This is a genomic window from Variovorax sp. LjRoot175, assembly GCF_964253805.1.
Classification (GTDB): domain Bacteria; phylum Pseudomonadota; class Gammaproteobacteria; order Burkholderiales; family Burkholderiaceae_C; genus Variovorax.
On the sequence record NZ_CAXURY020000002.1, the window covers coordinates 915,268 to 934,925 of the forward strand.

A 19,658-nucleotide genomic window follows, 5' to 3' on the forward strand; every position below is an offset into this window, starting at 1 on the left:
GGTCGCCGGCGAGAGGAAGTGCCTGCGGTGCCGTGGACCGCTTGGACGCCACGACGGCGGATCAGCGGTTCACCCAAGGAATCGCGTCGTAGATCAGCAGTTCGGCCTGATTGTCGGACTCGGCCATGAAGTAACCGCGCATCGACTTGCCATCGGCGTTCGGCTCGAGCCAGAACGCGTTGTGGGTCAGCGCCAGTGTGGCCTTCATGCCACTGCCTTCATCGATGAACAGGTTGACCGGAATCTGGTGCTCCAGGCGGTTGCTGCGCAGGTCCAGAAGCTCGAGTCCACCGAATGCGATATTGCCCAGCGGGCTCGAATAGCCGCCGACGCCGCCGCAGAGCATGTATTGCACGCCCTGGTAGTGGCAGTCCTGGTAGTCGATGGAGAACTGCGGATTGGGCACCCAGGTCGAGGCACCGGCCTTGCCTTGTTGATTCTTGTTGCCCAGGTCCCAGGTGTAGAGGCGCCGAGAGCCCCAGCTCACGCCGTGCAGCGTGCCCTTGGCGCGGTTGAACACGAGGCCGCCGATGTGATCGTTCTCGCCGAACACGCGCTCGGCCGCCAAGGTTCTGGGATCGACGCGGTAGACGGTCGCACTGCTGTTGGGTCGATACTCGGCAACCGGAACCCACAGGTTCGTGCCGTCGTAGTCGATGCCACCAGGGTGATAGCGCAGCCCGTAGGTCAGCTCAGTCTTCGCGATCAGTTGACCCTCGAGCGTGAACTGGAAGAGCCAGCCTCGGCCCGTGCCGGCACTGCGGTCGATCGAGAAGTCGTAGAGCGCGTCGGTGGTGACGGCGGTATTGCGCTGCGTGGGCTGGAGTATCTCGACCGCCGTGACGTACAAGGTCCGATCGATCTTGACCATGCCCTGCGTGTGGAAGGTCTGCCAATTCATCGGCACGGAGGCGACCTGTTTCCAGATCGTGTTTTTGCCCATCAGGCGAAACAGTTGCGTCGTCTCATTGTCCCGCGCGCCGGGCTTAGCCGCGGGGGCGTTTGCCGCATGCCCGGACCGGTCACCGTCCTGCGCCGAGGCGGCAGACGAAAGGCCGCCGATCAGGCTGGCCAGGACAATCCACATTGGCAGCTTCTTCAAGTTGACCCTTGTCTCGTGAATTTGCGGAAGGGCGCCGAGCCCATCGGCTGGAGCACCGGCGCCAGCTTCGGTGGTTCGACGCGCCCGACCATGCGAGTCTGTTGACCGAACGTGACTCGGGTGTGACGCCCCTTGCCAGGGGCACCACCGGCGGTGCGACGAGGCACAGAAGCATGCGAGAACGAAGCACCTTCGGCAGCATGCCAAGGCCGGGATGACTCGCGCGATGGGTGCAGGCATCGCGAGTCCTGCGGATCGAGCCCGTTCAGCTTGGCCACCCAGACTGTAGATCGCCGCGGCGCGCTCGCCTCCGGCGTCCGAACCCATGAAGAAATAGTTGGATCTTCCAAGGGCGACAACCCGTGCAATCACGCGCAGGTTCGCGAGCTGATCAAGAACGTGCGCAGCGGCAATGCCAAGCGCAGCGTGAAGCCCCACAAGCAGGCGGCGCTCACGAAGGCGCCGATGGAGGCGATCCTGGCCACCTGTGACGATTCCCCCCGCGGCAAGCGCGATCGCGCCCTCCTCCTCTTCGCCTAGGCCAGCGGCGGCCGCCGGCGCTCTGAAGTCGCTGATGCGACGATGGAGAGGCTCCGCAAAGTCGACTCGCGCGGTTACCTCTATGGGCCACTCCAAGACGAACCAGGACGACAAGGAGAACCCCGACGACGCCAAGCCTGTCTCCGGAAAGGCCGCCGTGGCGATGGACGCCTGGCTCGAGGCGAGCGGGATCACCGAAGGCCCGATCTTCCGGCGCATCCTCAAGGGCGGAAAGGTTCTTGATGAGGCGCTCGATCCGACCGCTGTGCGCAAGATCGTGAAGCGCCGATGCATCCAGGCCGGCCTCCCCGGCGACTTCTCGGCACACTCGCTGCGATCGGGCTTCGTGACGGAGGCGGGCCGGCGCAAGATGGACCCGGCAGACGCCATGGCCATGACCGGCCATCGCCACTACGAGACCTTCATGGGCTACTGCCGCGCCGAAGATCCGCTCGACCGCAAAGCCAGCCGCATGCTCGACGACGACGCAACCAGTGAGGTGTGCGCGCGCATTGACTCTGCCAATTTGAACGCTAGGTTTTTCTGCCAACCGGCGGCTAGATATTGCTGTGGGCGCGGACCTACGAACGGACGGTAAGTTTGAAATTGCACGACTTATCGTAGTCTTGCTACGACAGCCACCACAAAACAAAACATTGCGCGTGCTTATGAATATCGGAATAATCGTAGCGTGACTACGATAACCAGGTCAAAACTAAACAACCTGCTGACGCAGGTTCCCAGCGGCACGCCCGTCACCAGTGACGACCTCGCCCTCGAAGGCATCTCCGCCGACCTAGCAGTCCACTACGTTCGCGCGGGATGGCTCAAGCGACTCGCACGCGGTGTGTACGCCCGCCCCGATGCCTCGCTGCAGCGAGACCCCAGTCTTTGGCTGCTCCAGCGACAGATACCTGGTCTCCACGTTGGCGGCAAGACTGCGTTGGATTGGCATGGCGTGCGTCACTATGTCTCTCAGGAGCCCAAACTACACCTGTACGGTCTGAAGTCGGCCAAGCTGCCGGAATGGTTCACGGACCCCTTCCCGGCTGAATACCACCGCAAGCAGCTCTTCAGCAGCGACGCATTCGGCATGAAGCATGTTGGCCCCTTCGAAGGCCGTGCGCACGGGCCGAATGTCTCCGCCCCTGAGCGCGCGTTCCTGGAGCTGTTGAGCGAAGTGGGCGTGCGGCAGCCGCTGTCCGAAGCGCGCGAGCTTGCCGAAAGCACCTACAGCCTTCGCGCATCTGTTCTTGGCGAGCTGCTCCAGGAGTGCACGAGCGTCAAGACGGTCCGCCTGTCCCTACAACTCGGGCGTGACCTATCCCTGCCCTGGGCGAAAAAGCTGGATCCGGCACGCCTGCCGGCCGGTGGCGCTCGACGCTGGGTCTCTCAAACCAACGAAGGACTGCTGGTCCTCAAGAAATGAACGACATCTACCTCAGGACCGCGCGCCTGCTGACCCAGGTCGCCCCCTTAGTCTTTACCGACGACACGTTCGCTCTCAAGGGCGGCACGGCCATCAATCTGTTCGTTCGCGACATGCCCCGCCTGTCTGTCGATCTCGACCTGGTCTTGCCCGACCACACCTTGTCTCGCGCCGCGGCGCTCGAGCAGATCAAAGCGTCGCTCGGACGAGCAGCCGACCAGCTCAAGTCGAAGGGATTCCAGTCGCGGATGAGGCGGGCGCCCCAGCGAGCCCACCCGTGGACCATCGCGACCGCGGCCATCAAAGTGTTCTTTCCTCGCGTCCCCTACGCGACGCGCGTGATAGTGACGTTTATCTCGCCCCGATTGTTCCAGTACGCAAACCAGGCATCGTTGGCGAATAGGTTCAGCTCTTCATCGCGGCTGCCGCCCTGCCCCTCATAGGTCCACTGAAGGTGCTTCCCAACTGGGAAAAAGTGTTCATCGGATCGTCCCACGGCACCGATCAGCTGGAACCATCTTCCTGACTTGCAGCGCAAGGCCCACTGCGCCATCGACTGCACGAAAGTGGGTCTGTCCCGCCCATCGGCATCTGAGTCGAGCTTCCAGTCCTGCCAGTGGCTCTTGTCCGCGGTGATCACGTATTTAGCGCCGCGCTTGAGGACTACACCGGTCGGAACGTAGCGGGAGGCGCTCGACACACACACGCTAGTGGACTGACCGATGGCTAGCTGCGCAGCGTGGTGCCTGTGTGCGCTCAACGCGCGCCCCTCGTACCTTGCGCGCCCTTGGCGCGTTGAGCATCCAAACAAGCCAAGATCATGGCGCTCATTGATCCGGTGCGTTGAAGTAGCAGGTCAGACCGTCTTCGTCGCCCTTGATCCCATAGATCTTCCGGTCGATCTCGTCTGCCTCCAGATCGCGCCGCGAACTCAGGATGCGTCCGAACACGTTCTGCATCTTCTTTGGCATCTTGTCCTGGACAAAGTACCCATGGCCGCCGCCGCCATTCCTCGCATTGGTGCAGCTGATGTAGGCGCATGTGGGGGACGCGAAGACGATCGGATGTTGGGTCTGTCCCGAGCTTCAGCTGTGTGTCGCCCGTCAAACCGTTGTCGGCGATGCTTGCTCCGGCTAAGACCGTTACAGCGCCGCAGGCGGGCTTGATGCGGGCCTTCATCATGCTGTCGGCAGTGAGCGTTTGACCTACGCGGCGCCGAGGGGCAGGAGTTGCACTTCAATATCGCGGTTCATCGCTCCATCATAGAGACTGGAGTCGGTGGCCGTCTAGGTCGGCGGACGGTAGCGCGCGGCCGCCGGTAGACCAGGAAAACATCTGCGAAGTTTCGACGCCGCGATGCTCCAATTCCTTGGATGCACCCGAACGACTTTCCACTCCTTCGCGCGGCCGCGCAGAGCTTGACTCGGCTCGACGCCGCCCTAGTGGTCATCAGCAATGGAATTGCGGACGGCGCCACTCGGAACGTCGCCCTCCAGGACGCGAAATTCACCCTCTCGAATGCTGTGGAAAACGCCTGGCGCAAGCACGTCAGCGATCACTACTTCACGGGCGAAGCCTGCCGCAACGGCAAGATGTCGGAGATTCTGAGGGAGCTTTTCTACAAGCTATTGCCTGCTAAGGTTGCAGCATGACGGCGACGTCCACGCGAACCCTATTCCCGATCATTCGCGACCGTGCGGGCCCGGTTGAACCCATTCCCGCGGCGCTCGCGGCCATCACCGGACAGCCCCTAACCGCGGTGGTCAGGGTGCTTGGGCAGTGCATCGCGGATCTGACGGGGCTAGCCGGGGTTCCCGGCACGGTAGCTCCCGAGGATGCCTGCCACGCAGCACTTCACCGGTTTGGCTACGAGCCGCACCGGCTTTATGCCGACGCGCATCGTCGTCCGCTCATGGGGCAGCTGTTTCGCGCATACGCGCAGTCCCCTGGGCCAGCGGAACGACTGTTGGCGATCTGTGACTCCGGCGACGCCTTCGCATTCCTGGGCAACCAGGCGGCGGCCTGGTCGAGCAGCGCCCCAACCGACCTCGGTGCTCTCGTTCGAGCGGGGGCCCTCGACATGGATGCGCCCGTGAGGTTCGCATTCACGATGACACCCCACCGCGCGGTCCCGCTAGTCTCCCCAGACCATGAGTTCCTCGAATCGGTCGCCGGACCGGCGTTCGCCCTGGCCGACGCCTACAACATCGAGGTGCTTCCGGTGGGCTGGCCGTACTGGAAGCTCTCCTTCCCTGGCGAGATGACGGATGGAACACCAGGTTCGGGCGACAGGCTGGTTTGCGGCGAGCACGAGCTTCTGAGCGTTATCAATGACCGCGTGCGCCAGGTCGAGCAAGCTGGAGAGATGACCGGCGAGTTGCTGGCGCGCATCGGACGCGGTCCGTCGGGGCCCTCGCCCTAGGCGCCTGCTGCAGGGCCGCTCGCCTGCTGGCGCTCTCGGTGCTCGGCGTGTCGGCGAGTAACTCTCGTGGTGTAAGGAGCGCACCTGCGGCGAAGATAGGCTGGATGTCTGCGCCTCTCACCGCTTCTTGGTTGTTCCTCCTCGCTTCCTTATCTGCTCCCTCGTGGTCGCAAGCCGTGAATCGAGGCCAGCTTGAAGCATCCGCGTCGATCCTGCTGCGTGACGTCGCTGCCGAGCTGTGCGGCAAGAGCGCCCGTCCCGCGGATGCTGACCTGGCTCAGCCGTCGCCGACGTCTCGAAGCCGCTTGAACGACGCAGAGTTGGTGTTCAAAAGCCTTGGCTATGGGCAGGCATCGATCAACGGGTTCGACACGCGCCTGCAGGGTCTGCCGGCCGGGCCGGAATGCCGCGCGCACGCGATCTCGGCGCTATGGCAACACTTCACCGCGTTGGGCCGCCCGAAGGCTGCTTCGAGCAGCGAGAGTGCTGGAGGCCCCGAGATGGTCGACTTGCCTGCAGTCGCCGAGCTTCCGCAGCTCCCCACGGCCACGGAACGGCAGAGGGCGTCGTCCACGCCGAGCAGGCCACGCCGGCAAGGCTCCCAGCAACTGCCGAGCCTGAGCGTCGCGCCCCTTGTTGGACCCGAGGTAAGCAGGCCATCGGATGCTGCGCCGCCGCCGGCGCCGGCGCCCATGGCGGAGAGCGCGCCCGCCAGCGGACCAGTTGCCGCAGAAGGCGCGAGCGGCGGTGGAACTACGTCTGCACAGGTCCTAGCGGCGACCTCGGGCGCCCGGTTGCCGTTCGCTACGAGGCACCTGGGATGGGTCGGCGTGGGTCTGATGATGGTAATCGCCGCGCTCGGAGGCTGGTGGCTCCGGCGGGGGAGGAAGGTCACGAGTGCCGAGCTGGCGCGCCGGCGTCTGCGACCCACCTGAGCATCCAGGTACGACCTCAGGCGGAATGCGCGAGTGCGCGGCCACGCCGGTCACTTCTTCGGACGCGGCTTGATCGCCTTTGGCCTATCGCCTCCATAGTCCTGGGCCTCCATCGGCAGGCTGGCGCGCGCGATTCGCATCGGCTCGGGCTCGCCAGAGATCGTGACGACAACCCTGGTCCAGCCGTCGGTCGTTCTCCCGAAGACTGCCGTCCCCTCGACGCCAGGGGTGCGCACCGCGCGCAGGATCCGCGCGTCGTTGACTTCGAAGTCCTCGGGGGCGTAGACGAAGGGGATGGTTTCGGTAGCGCTCATGGGGACCCTACAACCAGCCGGTGTTGAGACCATCTGTACGATTTTCCGGGCTCCATGTGACGCATCCTATGCGACGTTCCCGGGCGCGGAAAGTGGACGAATTCCGCCTCTAGCGCGGACAGGAAAAACATGGCAAGTTGGGGTGATCATACTTTTCGTGATTGGTACGGTTTCACCGTTTTGATGAGGAGTGCCGGCCCCTTGCGATTGCGCGCGACAGGGCCTTGCTTCGCTGTTTCGCTATCGCGCGGTTGGCACGGCGAACGCGGCATCCATCTGCCGAGCCCGCTTGACCTCATCGCTGTGCAGGTAGATGGACGTGGTCGACACCGAGGCGTGCCTCAGGTTGTCGCACACGGTGGTGAGCTCGGCCCCACGCGAGAGGGCATGTCACGGAAAGACGCCATCGGAGCGACCGACCTGACCGTGTCGCCGAGTCTGTACGCCACGCAAGCATTTGCAGCAAACGGGTGTCTGCCATGCCTGAGACGCAGGAACTGAAGGTCTTCATTTCCACCGGTGAGTCGACTTGCGGCGATTGCGGCGAGAAGCTGGGTCGCCACGCGTGGATCTTCCTGGCCGGCGAACGCGGTGCGCTTTGCTTGTCCTGTGCCGACCTGGAGCATCTTGTCTTCCTGCCGCCCGGGGTCGCTGCACTGACGCGCCGGGCGCGAAAGTACTCGATGCTGTCCGCTGTGGTCCTCCGATGGAGCCGCGCCCGCCGCAAGTACGAGCGGCAGGGCGTCCTGGTCGAGGAAGCGGGTCTCGCCCGGGCGGAGGCGCAATGCATGGCCGATGACGACGCGCGGGCAAGGCGGCGCAACCGCGAGGCCCAGCGGCGCGCGGACCAGGACCAGACCTATGTGGAGCGTTTTGCGCAGCGCGTGCGTGAGTGTTTCCCAAGCTGTCCTGCCGGAGCCGAACACGCCATCGCGGAGCGCGCCTGCCTCAAGTACAGCGGTCGGGTCGGGCGCTCGGCCGCCGCCAAGGACCTCGACGAAAAAGCGGTGTTCCTCGCCGTCGTCGCGCACATCCGCCATGTCGAGACGCCCTACGACCGGCTCCTCGGTGCCGGAGTGGATCGCGAGCTGGCCCGCCGGCAGGTCGAGGACCAGGTGCGCGGCATCGCACACGAATGGGAAACCTCTCCCGTCGCTGCCGCGAAAACATAGTGCAGATCCGTACTGGACATCTTCTTGTCGGCCGCCTCGGAGGGGTACCAAGAAAGCTGCCCGAGGCCGGAACTGCTTGGACCCATTTCGGCTTCGCCGAGTCGACCAATGAAAGCAGCCCATGGATCGTCGTCGCGGTTCAAGTCGCCAAGGTGAGGACGGTGCCAAGATGACGATCATGAAGCAGAACCCCTTTTCCGGTCCTTGGCGCATCGTCTGGATGTCCGGCTGGGACCAGAACTACGTGGACATAGAAGTGCCCGGCCACATCATCTTCAGCGCAGACCGGTCCGGCAGCTTCCAGTTCGGACTGGTACAAGCACAGATGGACTGCAAGATCGACAAGCGGCAGGGCCAACGCATCGAGTTCACCTGGCACGGCTTCGACGAGGGCGATGAACTGACTGGGCGCGGGCATGCTGAGATCGTCGACGGCGAGTTGCACGGTCACCTCTACATCCACCTCGGCGACGAATCCGCGTTCCGCGCGGTCGGGGAAACGGCCGCCAAGCGCAAGTCCGCCCGCAAGCGAACGGGCTGAGCCTACGCTGATGCAATCATATGAGCGAGTACCAATACTACGAATTCGCGGCCATCGACCGGCCGCTGACCCGCACCGAGATGGCCGAACTGCGCGCCGTCTCCACACGCGCGGAGATCACGCCTTCGGGCTTCGTCAACCACTACGAGTGGGGAGACCTGAAGGCTGATCCAGCCGAATGGATGCGTCGCTACTTCGATGCCTTCGTCTACACCGCCAACTGGTGCAGTTGCCGGCTGGCCTTGCGCGTGCCGCTGGCCACGTTCCGCAAAGCCGAACTGGCGCCCTTCTCTTCTCGGCATGCGCTGACAATCGAGACCAGCGACACGCACTGGATCATCGACTGGTCGCTCGACGAGAGCGAAAACTACGATCGCTTCGGCATGGAAGACGGAAGCGGCTGGATGCGGCGCCTGGCGCCGCTGCGCGATGAACTATTGCGCGGCGACCTGCGGCCGCTCTACCTCGGGTGGCTGGCCGGAGCCGCTGGCGGCGAACTCGCGGACGGCGCGCTGGAACCGGAAGTGCCGCCCAGCCTGTCGGCGTTGTCACCTCCTCAGCAGGCCTTGGTCGAATTCCTGGAAGTCGATCCCGACATGCTCGCGGCGGCGATGGCAGGCAGTGGATGCGCTTCTGAGGCTGATTCAGCGCAAGGCGATCGAATCGATGCGTGGCTGAGTGAATGGTCGCATGACGAGATGGCAAACATGTTGAAGCTGATCGCACAGGGCCGTGGGCACGAAGCGGAGCGCCAGGTCAGATCCCGCCACGCAGCTTGGCTGAAGGCACGACGCCCTTCGTCCGCATCTTCCGCATCGCGGCGCAGCGTAGGCCAACTGCGTGCACTCGCCCAATCGGCCTCTGGCGCTCGCTTGGAGCGCGAGACAAAGGAACGCGCGAAGCAGGAGACGAAGCACCGGCAGCAACGCGAAGCGGCCCTTCAGTTGTTGATGACCGATGTGGACAAGCGCTGGGCTGCCATCGACGCACAGGCTCGGCGTGGTTCGGCATCGGGTTACGAGCATGCGGTGCGGACACTGGTCGACTTGGCGGAGGGCTATGCACTCACGTCTAGCCGCAAGGAGTTCGACCGCGCGCTGCGGCGCTTTCTGATTCGTCATGCAACGCGTGGCGCATTGTTGCGCCGTCTGACCGAAGCAGGTCTGTGGTCAGGATGAATTCGTCATGACTGCACACAGCGGCGACGAACTCGCGCGGTTGCGCGCCGAGAACGCTCGGCTGGCCGGGCTGCTCGAGGCCCATGGCATAGCCTGGCGCGTGCCCGAAGCCGCGGTCGCGCCGGCTGCGATGATGCCGCTGACTATAGACGAGAAAGTCGCGCTCTTTCGCCGGCTGTTCCGAGGACGCACCGATGTCTATCCCGTGCGCTGGGAGAGCAAGGCGGGTAAGACGGGCTACTCGCCAGCGTGCGCCAATGAATGGCGTGTGGGCGTATGCGAGAAGCCCCGCATCAAATGCTCGGATTGCGGCCATCGACTGCTGATGCCTTTGGTCGACCAGACCATCTACGACCACCTCGCCGGTCGTCATACCGTCGGCGTGTATCCGCTACTGGCAGACGACGACTGCCACTTCCTTGCCGTGGACTTCGACGATGCCGATTGGCGCAGCGATGCCCAGGCCTTCATTCAATCCTGCCGTGAATTGGGCGTGCCGGCCGCGCTGGAAATCTCGCGCTCCGGCAACGGCGCCCATGCGTGGGTGTTCTTCTCATCGAAGGTCGCGGCGCGGGATGCACGACGGCTTGGAACCTCCCTCATCAGCCATACCTGTGCACGCACCCGGCAATTGAAGCTCTCGTCCTATGACCGCCTGTTCCCGAACCAGGACACGATGCCGAAGGGTGGATTCGGCAACCTGATTGCCCTGCCACTGCAGAAGGCATCTCGCGAGCGCGGTGGCAGCGTGTTCGTGGACGATACGCTGCAACCCCACGTGGACCAATGGGCCTTCCTCGCATCGGTGCAGCCGATGGCACTGCAAGACATCGAGCCAACGATCCTGCGCGCCACCGGCGGCTCGCATCCGCTCGACGTCACCTTCATCACCGAGGAAGAACAACAAGCGCCATGGAAGCGAACAGTACCTGCCAAGCAGCGCCTGCCCGGCGCCATGCCTGCATCTCTGACCGTGACTCTGGCCAACCTGCTGTATTTCGGCAAGGCATCCCTGCCTCAAGCGCTTGCGAACCGCCTGATCCGCTTGGCCGCGTTCCAGAACCCAGAGTTCTACAAGGCGCAGGCGATGCGCCTGTCGGTATGGAATGAGCCACGCGTGATCGGCTGCGCCGAGAATTTCCCGAACCACATCGCCCTGCCGCGAGGCTGCCTGGATGCCGTCCGGGAGCTTTTGCGCGAGAACGGCATTCTCTGCGAGTTGCAGGATGAGCGATTCAGCGGTGAACCGCTGGAGGTGAGCTTCGCCGGCACGCTACGGTCGGACCAAGAGGAAGCAGTCGCGGCGATGCTTCGTCACGACACCGGCATCCTGTGCGCGCCAACAGCATTTGGCAAGACGGTCACAGCGGCGGCGTTGATCGCACGGCGGGGCGTGAACACGCTGGTGTTGGTGCACCGTGCCGAACTCCTCAAGCAATGGCAGGAGCGGCTTCAGGCTTTCCTGGGCGTTGGCAAAGGCGTGATCGGCACCATCGGGGGCGGTAAGGCCAAGCCTACGGGCCGGATCGACATCGCGTTGATGCAGTCATTGTCTCGGCAGGGGGAAACCAACGAGATTGTCGAGAACTACGGCCAGGTCATTGCCGATGAATGCCACCACCTGTCGGCGTTTTCGTTCGAAGCCATCATGAAGCGAACGCGGGCGAGGTACGTGCTCGGGCTCACCGCTACGCCGATCCGACGCGACGGGCGACAGCCGATCATCTTCATGCAGTGTGGCCCCACGCGACACACAGCTGCACGCCCGACGGGAGCCCCGCAAACCCTGGAGGCAATTCCCCGCTATTTGTCAGCGCACATCGACCTTGCCGCCGACGCCGGCATACAGGACGTGTTCCGGCACGTTGCCAACGACGCCAGCCGTACCGAAGCCATCGCAGATGAGATCGCGAGCGCTTTCGAGCAGGGGCACAAGGTGCTGGTACTGACCGAACGGACCGACCACCTCGACGCCATCGGCACTACCTTGGCAGGCCGCGTGCCAACGCTGTTCACGCTGCACGGCCGCATGTCAAAGAAACAGCGCGTTGCACTGATCGGTGCACTGGATGCTCTGCCGCCTGATGCGCCGCGCGTGCTGCTGTCCACCGGCAAACTGGTTGGCGAAGGCTTTGACCATCCCCCGTTGGACACGCTGGTGCTGGCCATGCCCATCTCGTGGAAAGGCACGTTGCAGCAGTACGCCGGACGCCTACACCGCGAACATGCTGAGAAGACCCGCGTTCGCATCATCGACTTCATCGATGCCGGACACCCGGCCTTGCTGCGCATGTGGGACAAGCGCCAGCGCGGCTACCAAGCCATGGGTTATCGGATCCCCTCAGCAGGCGTCAACACCCAACTGGCCTTTGACGAGCAACAGCGGGATGGTGTTCAAGACTCTCCCCACGCCAGTGCGGTGTCATCGCTTGCAGGCAAGACAATATCGGCATGAAGCAGCAACAGCTTGCCCTCAATCTGAGCACGCGGCGCACACGCAGGCTCCGTCGCAACAAGCCGCCGAAGGCCTGGGAAGGCGCGACGGCAGTCGCCGCTCAAAAGGCCAGCGAGTGGAACTGCCGGCCGCAGACGTGGTTGGTTCCCAACCTCGCGCCCGACAAGGGCGCGGTCCTCCCGAAGCCGCACGCCTGCTGAGGGCCGGGCGCCGCCTGACGCTGGCCGACATCGTGACCGATGTGCATTTCCCCGAGGGAATCCCCTGCGCCCCGTTGACGCGGTCAGCGTGAATGTATATACTGTTTGTATATACACAGGAGGCCCGATGACTTACGCCCGTGTTTTCCAGTCCGGCAACAGCCAGGCTGTGCGCTTGCCGAAGGAGTTTCGATTCACAGCCGAGCAGGTGGAGATCTTCCGCCAAGGCAACGACATCGTTTTGCGTGAGCGGCCCGCCAGTGCAGCCGCCATCTTTGACGCCCTCGTCGGCATGCCTGCCGACTTCATGGCCGATGGCCGCAGCGACAGCCCTCCCCAGGAGCGGGAGTCGTTCTGAATGGCCATTCGCTATCTTCTCGACACCAACATCTGCATCTACATCGCCAAGCACAATCCGGCCACCGTTCGAGCGCGCTTTGAGCAACTCAGCGCCGACGTCCTGGCCATGTCGGTCATTACGCTGGGCGAACTGCAACACGGCGCGGAAAAAAGCCAGGCCCGTTCCAAGGCCCTGGCTGCGCTGCGGCAACTGCAGAGCGCCATCCAGGTCGAACCACTCACACAGGCGGTGGGCCAGCACTACGGCCAGATCCGCAGCGTCCTTGAGCGCAAAGGCCAGTACATAGGCAACAACGACCTTTGGATCGCCGCCCACGCCCGTGCCGAAGGCTGGGTGCTGGTCACCAACAACGAGCGTGAGTTCAGCCGAGTCGACGACCTGGCTGTTGAGAACTGGGTTTGATGAGCCATCGAAATCAGCCGAAGATTTCGACAATTTGTCCAATATTTTGGACATTTCCAGGCGCTACGTAGAGACGGAAACCGAACTGAGGGCGGGTCGAGTTCGGAATGATGTAAATCACTGCTCGCCAAGCTCACCACGAAGAATGGCGGCAATGTCTTGGCGCTCACCGACCAGGCGGACAACGTCGAGATGATCATCCGCTTCAAAGTAGAACCACTGCACGGGAAAGCCCGTGACGCGCCATGCGCGCAGCCGCGGTATGTCACACAGCTTTCCGAGCCGCGGCGATCCCAAGGCCGGCATGCGCTGAATCGGCTCCAATGCAGCCAGAGCCGTGTCGAAGAAGCGCTCGCCAAGTGCACGATCGCCCTCGCGTACGTAGTACTGAGCGATTTCGACAAGATCTTGCTCCGCCAGCGGCCTTAGCTTCGCGCGCTTCAACGCGAGCTTCCCAGCGCTCGTTGTTTCAACTCAGCGGCGACTTTTCGAGTGACCAAGCGCCCCCTGCCCGACGCGAGCCCCTCTTTGATCAGTTCACGCAACTGCTTCTTGGCCTGATCCTCCTGGTCCTTGCGAATCAACTCCCGAAGGTATTCGCTCGTGTTCCCATATGCGCCAGAGCGCACCCGCTGATCAACGTAGCTGCGCAAGGCCTCAGGGAGCGCGAAGCTCATAGTGTTAGTGCTCATGGGGTAAATCTTGGTACGACTATCAATAGTTGTCAATACCATCGGCCGCGCGGGCATCGACCAGACAAGCGGTCGTGTGGATTGACAAGGCTCAGCGATAGCGCAAACGTCATTCAGGTCGCGCCGCAGCAGACCTGGCAGCTCTACAGCGACGTCCATGAGCGCAAAGCTCGGCCCCTGGTGCAGGCGCGAGTTGCGCCCCGAATGGCCTACTGGATTGCATACTCTGCCAAGGACGCGCTCGACGCGATGCAAGCGCGCCTCGATGCGCGCGTTTCGCAGCTCGCGCAGGAGAAGCGCGGTAGAACCGCTCGTTCGTGACTTACACCGTCACCCTCACGCGTGAGGCCCTTGAGGATCTGCTGCGTCCCGAAGACTCTCTCGTCGAGTCCGCTCTGTAGCACGGAGACTTCGATCTGCCGCGTCTTGCAATAGCGGCCATCCACACGGAGTTCCGAATTCTGAAAACGAATCCGTTCACTTGCCGCATTGCCGAATAGCGGACGTCCGCGCTTCCGCGACACCAGGCCCGCCGCGCCTCGCGCTGCCAAGCCATTCAACTTGTCGTCGGCTCATGCCAAGCCGATAAGCGGCCTGGCCGACCCGAAGCATCCAGCCAGGCAATTTGGGGCCCATACATCACGACCGCACAAGGTTGATTGTTGATTTTCGGATCATCCGATCGTCTGATGCAACGCTTGAAGTCTGACGCTCCCCGCACAAGCCCCGCGTCATCCGAACAACTCGGCGCCAAGGCGCCCTGCTGCCCCCGCTTCTAGGTCAAAGCGCTCTAGCGCTTGACGCTCGGCCGCGTCAAACTTGCGATCTTGCTCAGCGGACGAATCTTGCATTCCGAGTACGCAAGGAGCGTGCTCTTCGACCGCAGCACGCAACAGTGGTTCGTGAGGCAGCTATGGTAGGCGCATGCATGCGATATTGTAGTAGGATGTGTACATCCGACCACTCTTCTCGTGCCACCGCTCCAGATCTTCCATGTCTACCACCATGACTGTTCGACTTGACGACGAAGTCAAGGATCGCCTCGACCATCTGGCCGAAGCGACGCAGCGCAGCAAATCGTTCTTGGCAGCCGAAGCGATCCGTGCCTATGTTGACAACAACGAATGGCAGATCGGCGAAGTCCAGGCCGCGCTGAGGGAAGCCGACGCAGGCGACTTCGCCAGCGACAAGGAGATCGCCGCATTCGCACGAAAATGGAAGGTGAATGCGGGTTAGGTGGCTGCGTAATGCGCTGCACAACTTGGACGAAGAGGCCGCGTATATTGCGACCGACGACGCGGCTGCGGCGAGGCGGGTCGTCGGACGCATTCTCGACTCTGCAGCCCAGATCGCTCATCAGCCTGGCCTTGGCCGCCCTGGGCGTGTGCCTGGAACGCGCGAATTGATCGTGCAAAAGACGCGTTACATCGTGCCCTATCGCGTGCGCGGGGACGCGGTCGAGATTCTGCGAGTGTTTCACACATCCCGCCGCCTGCCGCAGCACTGGTAGATCAGCGCGGGCACGAAAGCCTGATCTCCAGCACGCCGCCCCAAAATGAAAACTGAGCGCTCGCGCCACAGAATCGATCACCCTCCTTCGCCCTCACAAGCGACGCCGATAGCCGCCCTGACTTTGTGTGACTGACTATGTGTGTGTTTTTGTCGGCAACAAGATCGATTATGTTAAGTGACGCCATCTGCTCGCAGCAGAGGCCGGTGTCAAGGTGAACTGCAGCGCCCTCTTCGCCTTCAGGTGATCCACCAACGCGTCGTGCATGCCTGCGAGCGCCATGCCCACCTCCATCAATAGAAGCCACGAGTATGAGCATTCGCCAGCACATTGAGCGTCCGCTTCGAGCTGCGGACTACCGCTACTAGGCCGCCAGTGGCACCACGCTGTTGCCCTAAAGTCTTGGATCAGTGCTTTAAACAAACTTGTGGAGTTCACCCTGGATCTGCGCGATCTCCAGTACTTTGAAGTTATTGCCGAGCTCGAGCACATGGGGCGCGCGGCCGAACGGCTGCACCGGACGCAACCCGCGTTGACAAGCTGCGTACGGCGGCTGGAAGAGGCGTGCGGCGCCCTGCTCTTCGAGAAAACAGGCCGCGGCATCCGCCTGACCAGTGCGGGGAAGGCGCTTCTCAAGTGGGCCCAGCGCACACGCTTCGACGTGGAAAGCGCGCGCCGCGAGATCGGCGACATCGGCAGAGGCCTGACTGGAAACATCAAGATCGGCATCGTGCCGACGGCCGCGCAGTTCCTTTTGCCGCCAGCCGCGCGCGACCTGATGCGCGAGGCACCCGAAGTCACTTTGCGGACCACCGTGGCGCTGGTTGACATCCTGAAGCCGCTGCTGCGCGCCGGTGATATCGATCTGATGGTCGGCACCGAGGGCGCTACTGAACCGGGGTTCGCTTCGCAGAACCTGGCCGAGGACGTGATCGTGGTCGCCGCCGCCGACACGCACGCGATCTTCGACAAGCCGAAGCCGGGCCTGAAGGACCTGGCGGGCTATCGATGGGTGCTTCAGCCCCCTGGGGCGCCGACGCGGGACTGGCTCGACCAGACCTTTGATCGCCATCGAGTTCCCCGGCCCGTGGTGCAGGTCGAAAGCACGATGCTGCTGATGCTGCCGACGCTGATCGGTGAGACCGGCCTGCTGAGCTTCATCTCGCGTCTTCACCTGCAGGCCGGGCGTTCCGGCGCGGCGTTGCGCGAAGTGAAGCTGCCGGCCACGACCATGCGCCGGCGCATGGTCGTGACCTATCGCGACAGCGGCTACATCTCCCCGGCAGCACAACGGCTGATCCATCTGTTGGCGAAATATGCCGATTCGCCACCGAGGTAATACCCAAAGTCAAATCTATCGATCTTCAAAAAGTATCGATTGGACTGAATAAGCCCCACGCCGAATACTTGCCTCCACTGAACGCACCGCCCGCAATCGAGCAGGGTGGGCTAAACAGGAGACAAGTTCATGCAACATCGTGCCCTCGCCGCCGCGGCTTCGCGCCGCCTCATCGGCGTCGCCGCCACCACGCTCGTTGCCGGTGCGACGCTCATGGCCCACGCAACGGCGTCCGCACAGGCCTATCCATCGCGCCCGATCAAGCTGATCGTTCCCTTTCCGGCCGGCGGCGGCACCGACCTGATTGCGCGTGAAGTTGCCAACAAGGTGGCCGTCGCCAACGGATGGTCGATCGTCATCGACAACAAGCCCGGCTCCGGCGGCAACTTGGGAGTGGATGCCACGGCCAAGGCTCCGGCCGACGGCTACACACTGGTGCTGGGCCAGACCAGCAACCTGGCCATCAACCCCACGCTTTACGCCAAGCTGCCTTACAACCCGGAGAAGGACCTGACTCCGATTGTCGAGGTTGCAAGTGCGCCGCTCGTCCTCGTGGTGGCGGCGGACTCGCCGTACAAGACGCTCGCCGATGTCGTGACCGCTGCCAAGGCCAAGCCCGACTCGCTGAACTACGCCAGTTCCGGCAGCGGCACGGTGGCGCATCTCGCGACCGAGTTGTTCCAGAAGACGGCAGCAGTCAAGTTCACGCACGTTCCGTACAAGGGCGCTGCGCAAGGTTCGACCGACCTGATTGGCGGCCAGATCCAGATGTATATGTCGTCGGTGCCTACGCTGATCGGTTACGTCAAAAACGGGAAGATGCGCGCCATCGCCGTGACCTCGCCCAAGCGCACTGCCGACCTGCCATCGGTGCCCACCATTGCGGAATCCGGCTTCAAGGGTTTTGAAGCCGTCACCTGGTTCGGCGTTGCCGGGCCGGCGGGCTTGTCGAAGGACGTGGTCGCCAAGCTGAACGGCGCATTCAACAAGGCGCTACAGGATCCGGAAGTCAAGAAGAAGCTAGCCAGCCAGGGCGCCGATGCGCTCGGTGGAACTCCTGAGCAGTTCGCCAAGCTGATCCACGACGACATCGGCCGCTGGGGCAAGATCGTCAAAGAGTCCGGCGCCAAGGTCGACTGACGCATTCAGCAGCAGACGAGCGCGCGATGCAGACGTTGGACAAGGAGAAGGCGGTCGCGCCTTTCTCTTCGGGGCAGGGCCGCACGAACGTCGAGGTGCCGGCGGGCGCCTGCGATTGCCATGTGCATGTGTACGACGCCCGCTTTGCGCCCGTGCCGGACGCGCGCCTCCTGCCGCCCGATGCGAGCGTCGACGATTACCGGCAACTGCAGCAGCGCACCGGGACCGACCGCGTGGTGTTCGTCACGCCATCGACCTACGGCACCGACAACCGGCCGATGTGCGAGGCGATTGTTGCCTACGGCGAGGGCGCGCGGGGAATCGCCGTTGTCGACGAGCAGATATGCGATGCCGAACTTGAAGCGTTGCATGCCAAAGGCGTACGTGGCATCCGCCTCAATCTCTCGCTGGGTGTCACGAACTCAGCGCAGCAGATCGACGTGTTGGCCGCGCGTGTCGCGCCCTACGAATGGCATCTGCAATTGCTGGCAGCTCCGGACACGCTCGCTGCCCTCGAGGCCCGCCTTCTGCAACTCCCGGTTCCTGTGGTCTTCGATCACATGGGCCGCATCGCACCATCGCTGGCGCAACGACATGCAGCCCACCGATTGATTCTTCGCCTGATCGACTCAGGTCGCGCCTGGGTCAAGTTGTCGGGCGGCTACATCGTGAGCGAGGAAGGCCCGCCGGCCTACACCGACATCGCGCTGCTGGCGCGGGGCTACCTGCTGGCCGCACCCGAACGCGTGGTGTGGGGAAGTGACTGGCCCCATGCGTCTGCCACTGCGGGTCACCAGCCCCTGCCCGACGACGCGCAGCAAATGGACCTGCTCGCGCAATGGGCTGGCGATTCGACCGCCCTGCGGCGCGTGCTGGTCGACAACCCGGCCGCGCTCTACGACTACCAAACCTGATTCTTGACAAGGACAGCCATGACCAAGCTTGACCGGCGCACCGCCCTGACGATAGCCATTTCACTTCTTGGGCTTGCTGCCATGCCCTCCACGGCGCAGGTCACCTGGCCGACCGGGAAACCCATCACCTGGGTCGTGCCCTACCCCCCGGGTGGCACCACCGACATTCTGGGCCGCGCCATTGCACTGCGGTTGGGCAACTCGCTCGGCGCCACGGTGATCGTCGACAACAAGGCTGGTGCCACCGGCACGATCGGCTCAGCGTCCGTCGCCAAGGCGGCACCGGACGGCTACACCTTGCTAGGCACATCGATTGGCCCTCAGGCCATCGTGCCGAGCCTCATGCCGAAGATGCAGTACGACCCGGTCAAAGCATTCGAGCCAGTTGTTCTGATCGGCACGATCCCCCATGTCCTCATCGTCGGCGCGGCCCAGCCCTTTCGCACGGTGGCCGAACTCGCCGCGGAGGCGAAGGCCCATCCGGAAGCGGTTTCGTTCGCCTCCGGTGGCAAAGGCACGATCCTCCAGATGCAGGGCGAACTGCTGCGCTTGCAAACCGGCACCCGAATGACTCATGTGCCCTACAAGGGCGATACCCCGGCCATCCAGGACGTGCTGGCCGGCCATGCGACCTTTATGTTTGCGCCGGTGGCTGCGGCGCTGCCGCACATCCAGAGCGGCCGGCTGCACGCGCTGGCCGTGACCTCTGCGGTCCGGCTGAAATCCATGCCCGAGGTGCCCACGATGGGTCAGGCCGGCTTCAAGGATTTCGTGGTGGAGCAGTGGCAGGCAGCCTACGCGCCGGCCGGCACGCCTTCGGCCGTGGTGCAGCGGCTGAACCAGGAGATCGTGCGCATCCTCAAGGACGCCGAGGTCGTCGCCATGGCGGACAAGCTCGGCGTCACGCTGGTGGGCAGCACGCCGCAGCAACTGGCAGAAACCCAGAAAGCAGACCTTGCCAAGTGGGCCAAGGTCATCAAGGACGCCGACGTCAGGGCCGACTGACCCACTT

At 63.4% G+C, this 19,658-nt stretch carries 24 protein-coding genes; 19 read left to right on the plus strand and 5 right to left on the minus strand.

The annotated features are described in order from the left end of the window. Nucleotides 1-61: 61 nt before the first annotated feature. Nucleotides 62-943, minus strand: coding sequence for a DUF6454 family protein (locus ACSQ89_RS34585; RefSeq protein WP_436294864.1), 882 nt, complete (start codon nucleotides 941-943; stop codon nucleotides 62-64). Between the two features lie 429 nt (nucleotides 944-1,372). Between ACSQ89_RS34585 and ACSQ89_RS34590 the strand changes: the two genes are divergently transcribed. The 4 genes from ACSQ89_RS34590 (at nucleotide 1,373) to ACSQ89_RS34605 (ending at nucleotide 3,514) form a co-directional block, all read left to right on the plus strand. After that, on the plus strand, nucleotides 1,373-1,642 hold the full coding sequence (locus ACSQ89_RS34590) for a hypothetical protein (RefSeq protein ID WP_436294951.1): 270 nt from the start codon (nucleotides 1,373-1,375) through the stop codon (nucleotides 1,640-1,642). Between the two features lie 82 nt (nucleotides 1,643-1,724). Beyond that, nucleotides 1,725-2,240, plus strand: coding sequence for a tyrosine-type recombinase/integrase (locus tag ACSQ89_RS34595; RefSeq protein WP_436294865.1), 516 nt, complete (start codon nucleotides 1,725-1,727; stop codon nucleotides 2,238-2,240). 93 nt (nucleotides 2,241-2,333) lie between these two features. Beyond that, on the plus strand, nucleotides 2,334-3,071 hold the full coding sequence (locus ACSQ89_RS34600; protein ID WP_436294866.1) for a type IV toxin-antitoxin system AbiEi family antitoxin domain-containing protein: 738 nt from the start codon (nucleotides 2,334-2,336) through the stop codon (nucleotides 3,069-3,071). Next, nucleotides 3,068-3,514: a nucleotidyl transferase AbiEii/AbiGii toxin family protein gene (locus ACSQ89_RS34605; RefSeq protein WP_436294867.1), complete on the plus strand. Its 447-nt coding sequence runs from the start codon at nucleotides 3,068-3,070 to the stop codon at nucleotides 3,512-3,514. Before ACSQ89_RS34600 ends, ACSQ89_RS34605 begins: the two co-directional genes overlap by 4 nt. A 384-nt stretch (nucleotides 3,515-3,898) precedes the next feature. Here the strand turns inward: ACSQ89_RS34605 and ACSQ89_RS34610 are convergent, their stop codons facing one another. Further along, nucleotides 3,899-4,042: a hypothetical protein gene (locus ACSQ89_RS34610; protein ID WP_170855742.1), complete on the minus strand. Its 144-nt coding sequence runs from the start codon at nucleotides 4,040-4,042 to the stop codon at nucleotides 3,899-3,901. 402 nt (nucleotides 4,043-4,444) lie between these two features. Here ACSQ89_RS34610 and ACSQ89_RS34615 point away from each other — a divergent pair, with 402 nt between their 5' ends. Next, nucleotides 4,445-4,723: a hypothetical protein gene (locus ACSQ89_RS34615; protein WP_436296920.1), complete on the plus strand. Its 279-nt coding sequence runs from the start codon at nucleotides 4,445-4,447 to the stop codon at nucleotides 4,721-4,723. Next, complete coding sequence (locus ACSQ89_RS34620; RefSeq protein WP_436294869.1) at nucleotides 4,720-5,493, plus strand: hypothetical protein; 774 nt, start codon at nucleotides 4,720-4,722, stop codon at nucleotides 5,491-5,493. The genes ACSQ89_RS34615 and ACSQ89_RS34620 overlap by 4 nt, the downstream gene beginning before the upstream one ends. A 985-nt stretch (nucleotides 5,494-6,478) precedes the next feature. On the opposite strand, the gene ACSQ89_RS34625 is transcribed toward ACSQ89_RS34620, so the two are convergent. After that, a complete protein-coding gene (locus tag ACSQ89_RS34625) occupies nucleotides 6,479-6,742 on the minus strand; it encodes a hypothetical protein (protein ID WP_436294870.1) in 264 nt (87 codons plus the stop codon). 479 nt (nucleotides 6,743-7,221) lie between these two features. On the opposite strand from ACSQ89_RS34625, the gene ACSQ89_RS34630 reads away from it, so the two are divergent. The 7 genes from ACSQ89_RS34630 to vapC all read left to right on the plus strand — a co-directional run bounded on the left by ACSQ89_RS34630 (nucleotide 7,222) and on the right by vapC (nucleotide 13,051). Further along, nucleotides 7,222-7,914: a DUF2293 domain-containing protein gene (locus tag ACSQ89_RS34630; protein ID WP_436294871.1), complete on the plus strand. Its 693-nt coding sequence runs from the start codon at nucleotides 7,222-7,224 to the stop codon at nucleotides 7,912-7,914. 121 nt (nucleotides 7,915-8,035) lie between these two features. Continuing rightward, nucleotides 8,036-8,455 (plus strand): hypothetical protein, encoded by a 420-nt coding sequence (locus tag ACSQ89_RS34635; RefSeq protein ID WP_436294872.1) that lies wholly within the window; start codon nucleotides 8,036-8,038, stop codon nucleotides 8,453-8,455. Between the two features lie 20 nt (nucleotides 8,456-8,475). After that, entirely contained in the window at nucleotides 8,476-9,633 is a 1,158-nt protein-coding gene (locus tag ACSQ89_RS34640; RefSeq protein WP_093110433.1) for a hypothetical protein, read from the plus strand. A 7-nt stretch (nucleotides 9,634-9,640) separates the two neighbouring features. After that, nucleotides 9,641-12,088: a TOTE conflict system archaeo-eukaryotic primase domain-containing protein gene (locus ACSQ89_RS34645; RefSeq protein ID WP_436294874.1), complete on the plus strand. Its 2,448-nt coding sequence runs from the start codon at nucleotides 9,641-9,643 to the stop codon at nucleotides 12,086-12,088. After that, complete coding sequence (locus tag ACSQ89_RS34650) at nucleotides 12,085-12,288, plus strand: hypothetical protein (RefSeq protein ID WP_436294875.1); 204 nt, start codon at nucleotides 12,085-12,087, stop codon at nucleotides 12,286-12,288. The genes ACSQ89_RS34645 and ACSQ89_RS34650 overlap by 4 nt, the downstream gene beginning before the upstream one ends. A gap of 127 nt (nucleotides 12,289-12,415) precedes the next feature. Then, on the plus strand, nucleotides 12,416-12,646 hold the full coding sequence (locus ACSQ89_RS34655; protein WP_093110435.1) for an antitoxin: 231 nt from the start codon (nucleotides 12,416-12,418) through the stop codon (nucleotides 12,644-12,646). Further along, nucleotides 12,647-13,051, plus strand: coding sequence for a type II toxin-antitoxin system tRNA(fMet)-specific endonuclease VapC (gene vapC / locus ACSQ89_RS34660; RefSeq protein WP_436294876.1), 405 nt, complete (start codon nucleotides 12,647-12,649; stop codon nucleotides 13,049-13,051). Between the two features lie 117 nt (nucleotides 13,052-13,168). Here the strand turns inward: vapC and ACSQ89_RS34665 are convergent, their stop codons facing one another. Beyond that, on the minus strand, nucleotides 13,169-13,495 hold the full coding sequence (locus ACSQ89_RS34665) for a type II toxin-antitoxin system RelE/ParE family toxin (protein ID WP_436294877.1): 327 nt from the start codon (nucleotides 13,493-13,495) through the stop codon (nucleotides 13,169-13,171). Then, on the minus strand, nucleotides 13,492-13,800 hold the full coding sequence (locus tag ACSQ89_RS34670) for a type II toxin-antitoxin system ParD family antitoxin (protein WP_436294942.1): 309 nt from the start codon (nucleotides 13,798-13,800) through the stop codon (nucleotides 13,492-13,494). Before ACSQ89_RS34670 ends, ACSQ89_RS34665 begins: the two co-directional genes overlap by 4 nt. A gap of 948 nt (nucleotides 13,801-14,748) precedes the next feature. On the opposite strand from ACSQ89_RS34670, the gene ACSQ89_RS34675 reads away from it, so the two are divergent. From ACSQ89_RS34675 to ACSQ89_RS34700, 6 genes are all read left to right on the plus strand, one after another. After that, a complete protein-coding gene (locus tag ACSQ89_RS34675; RefSeq protein WP_436294878.1) occupies nucleotides 14,749-14,979 on the plus strand; it encodes a CopG family ribbon-helix-helix protein in 231 nt (76 codons plus the stop codon). A 25-nt stretch (nucleotides 14,980-15,004) separates the two neighbouring features. After that, nucleotides 15,005-15,253 carry a type II toxin-antitoxin system RelE/ParE family toxin gene (locus ACSQ89_RS34680; protein WP_436294879.1) on the plus strand — a complete coding sequence of 83 codons (249 nt, stop codon included), beginning with the start codon at nucleotides 15,005-15,007 and terminating at the stop codon, nucleotides 15,251-15,253. A gap of 427 nt (nucleotides 15,254-15,680) precedes the next feature. Continuing rightward, complete coding sequence (locus ACSQ89_RS34685) at nucleotides 15,681-16,592, plus strand: LysR family transcriptional regulator (protein ID WP_244504046.1); 912 nt, start codon at nucleotides 15,681-15,683, stop codon at nucleotides 16,590-16,592. Between the two features lie 129 nt (nucleotides 16,593-16,721). Then, on the plus strand, nucleotides 16,722-17,732 hold the full coding sequence (locus ACSQ89_RS34690) for a Bug family tripartite tricarboxylate transporter substrate binding protein (RefSeq protein WP_093110439.1): 1,011 nt from the start codon (nucleotides 16,722-16,724) through the stop codon (nucleotides 17,730-17,732). Between the two features lie 26 nt (nucleotides 17,733-17,758). Further along, entirely contained in the window at nucleotides 17,759-18,646 is an 888-nt protein-coding gene (locus ACSQ89_RS34695) for an amidohydrolase family protein (RefSeq protein WP_436294882.1), read from the plus strand. Nucleotides 18,647-18,664: 18 nt separating this feature from the next. Beyond that, complete coding sequence (locus ACSQ89_RS34700; protein ID WP_436294883.1) at nucleotides 18,665-19,651, plus strand: Bug family tripartite tricarboxylate transporter substrate binding protein; 987 nt, start codon at nucleotides 18,665-18,667, stop codon at nucleotides 19,649-19,651. Nucleotides 19,652-19,658: the final 7 nt, after the last annotated feature.

What these genes read in the sequence shown, in the direction of transcription:
- ACSQ89_RS34670 (WP_436294942.1), bottom strand. Translation starts at nt 13,800, where the DNA reads ATGCCCGCGCGGCCGATGGTATTGACAACTATTGATAGTCGTACCAAG.
- ACSQ89_RS34640 (WP_093110433.1), top strand. Translation starts at nt 8,476, where the DNA reads ATGAGCGAGTACCAATACTACGAATTCGCGGCCATCGACCGGCCGCTG.
- ACSQ89_RS34595 (WP_436294865.1), top strand. Translation starts at nt 1,725, where the DNA reads ATGGGCCACTCCAAGACGAACCAGGACGACAAGGAGAACCCCGACGAC.
- ACSQ89_RS34675 (WP_436294878.1), top strand. Translation starts at nt 14,749, where the DNA reads ATGACTGTTCGACTTGACGACGAAGTCAAGGATCGCCTCGACCATCTG.
- ACSQ89_RS34690 (WP_093110439.1), top strand. Translation starts at nt 16,722, where the DNA reads ATGCAACATCGTGCCCTCGCCGCCGCGGCTTCGCGCCGCCTCATCGGC.
- ACSQ89_RS34645 (WP_436294874.1), top strand. Translation starts at nt 9,641, where the DNA reads ATGACTGCACACAGCGGCGACGAACTCGCGCGGTTGCGCGCCGAGAAC.
- ACSQ89_RS34610 (WP_170855742.1), bottom strand. Translation starts at nt 4,042, where the DNA reads ATGCCAAAGAAGATGCAGAACGTGTTCGGACGCATCCTGAGTTCGCGG.
- ACSQ89_RS34695 (WP_436294882.1), top strand. Translation starts at nt 17,759, where the DNA reads ATGCAGACGTTGGACAAGGAGAAGGCGGTCGCGCCTTTCTCTTCGGGG.
- ACSQ89_RS34585 (WP_436294864.1), bottom strand. Translation starts at nt 943, where the DNA reads ATGGGCAAAAACACGATCTGGAAACAGGTCGCCTCCGTGCCGATGAAT.
- ACSQ89_RS34620 (WP_436294869.1), top strand. Translation starts at nt 4,720, where the DNA reads ATGACGGCGACGTCCACGCGAACCCTATTCCCGATCATTCGCGACCGT.
- ACSQ89_RS34625 (WP_436294870.1), bottom strand. Translation starts at nt 6,742, where the DNA reads ATGAGCGCTACCGAAACCATCCCCTTCGTCTACGCCCCCGAGGACTTC.
- ACSQ89_RS34605 (WP_436294867.1), top strand. Translation starts at nt 3,068, where the DNA reads ATGAACGACATCTACCTCAGGACCGCGCGCCTGCTGACCCAGGTCGCC.
- ACSQ89_RS34615 (WP_436296920.1), top strand. Translation starts at nt 4,445, where the DNA reads ATGCACCCGAACGACTTTCCACTCCTTCGCGCGGCCGCGCAGAGCTTG.
- ACSQ89_RS34655 (WP_093110435.1), top strand. Translation starts at nt 12,416, where the DNA reads ATGACTTACGCCCGTGTTTTCCAGTCCGGCAACAGCCAGGCTGTGCGC.
- ACSQ89_RS34650 (WP_436294875.1), top strand. Translation starts at nt 12,085, where the DNA reads ATGAAGCAGCAACAGCTTGCCCTCAATCTGAGCACGCGGCGCACACGC.
- ACSQ89_RS34700 (WP_436294883.1), top strand. Translation starts at nt 18,665, where the DNA reads ATGACCAAGCTTGACCGGCGCACCGCCCTGACGATAGCCATTTCACTT.
- ACSQ89_RS34635 (WP_436294872.1), top strand. Translation starts at nt 8,036, where the DNA reads ATGGATCGTCGTCGCGGTTCAAGTCGCCAAGGTGAGGACGGTGCCAAG.
- vapC (WP_436294876.1), top strand. Translation starts at nt 12,647, where the DNA reads ATGGCCATTCGCTATCTTCTCGACACCAACATCTGCATCTACATCGCC.
- ACSQ89_RS34630 (WP_436294871.1), top strand. Translation starts at nt 7,222, where the DNA reads ATGCCTGAGACGCAGGAACTGAAGGTCTTCATTTCCACCGGTGAGTCG.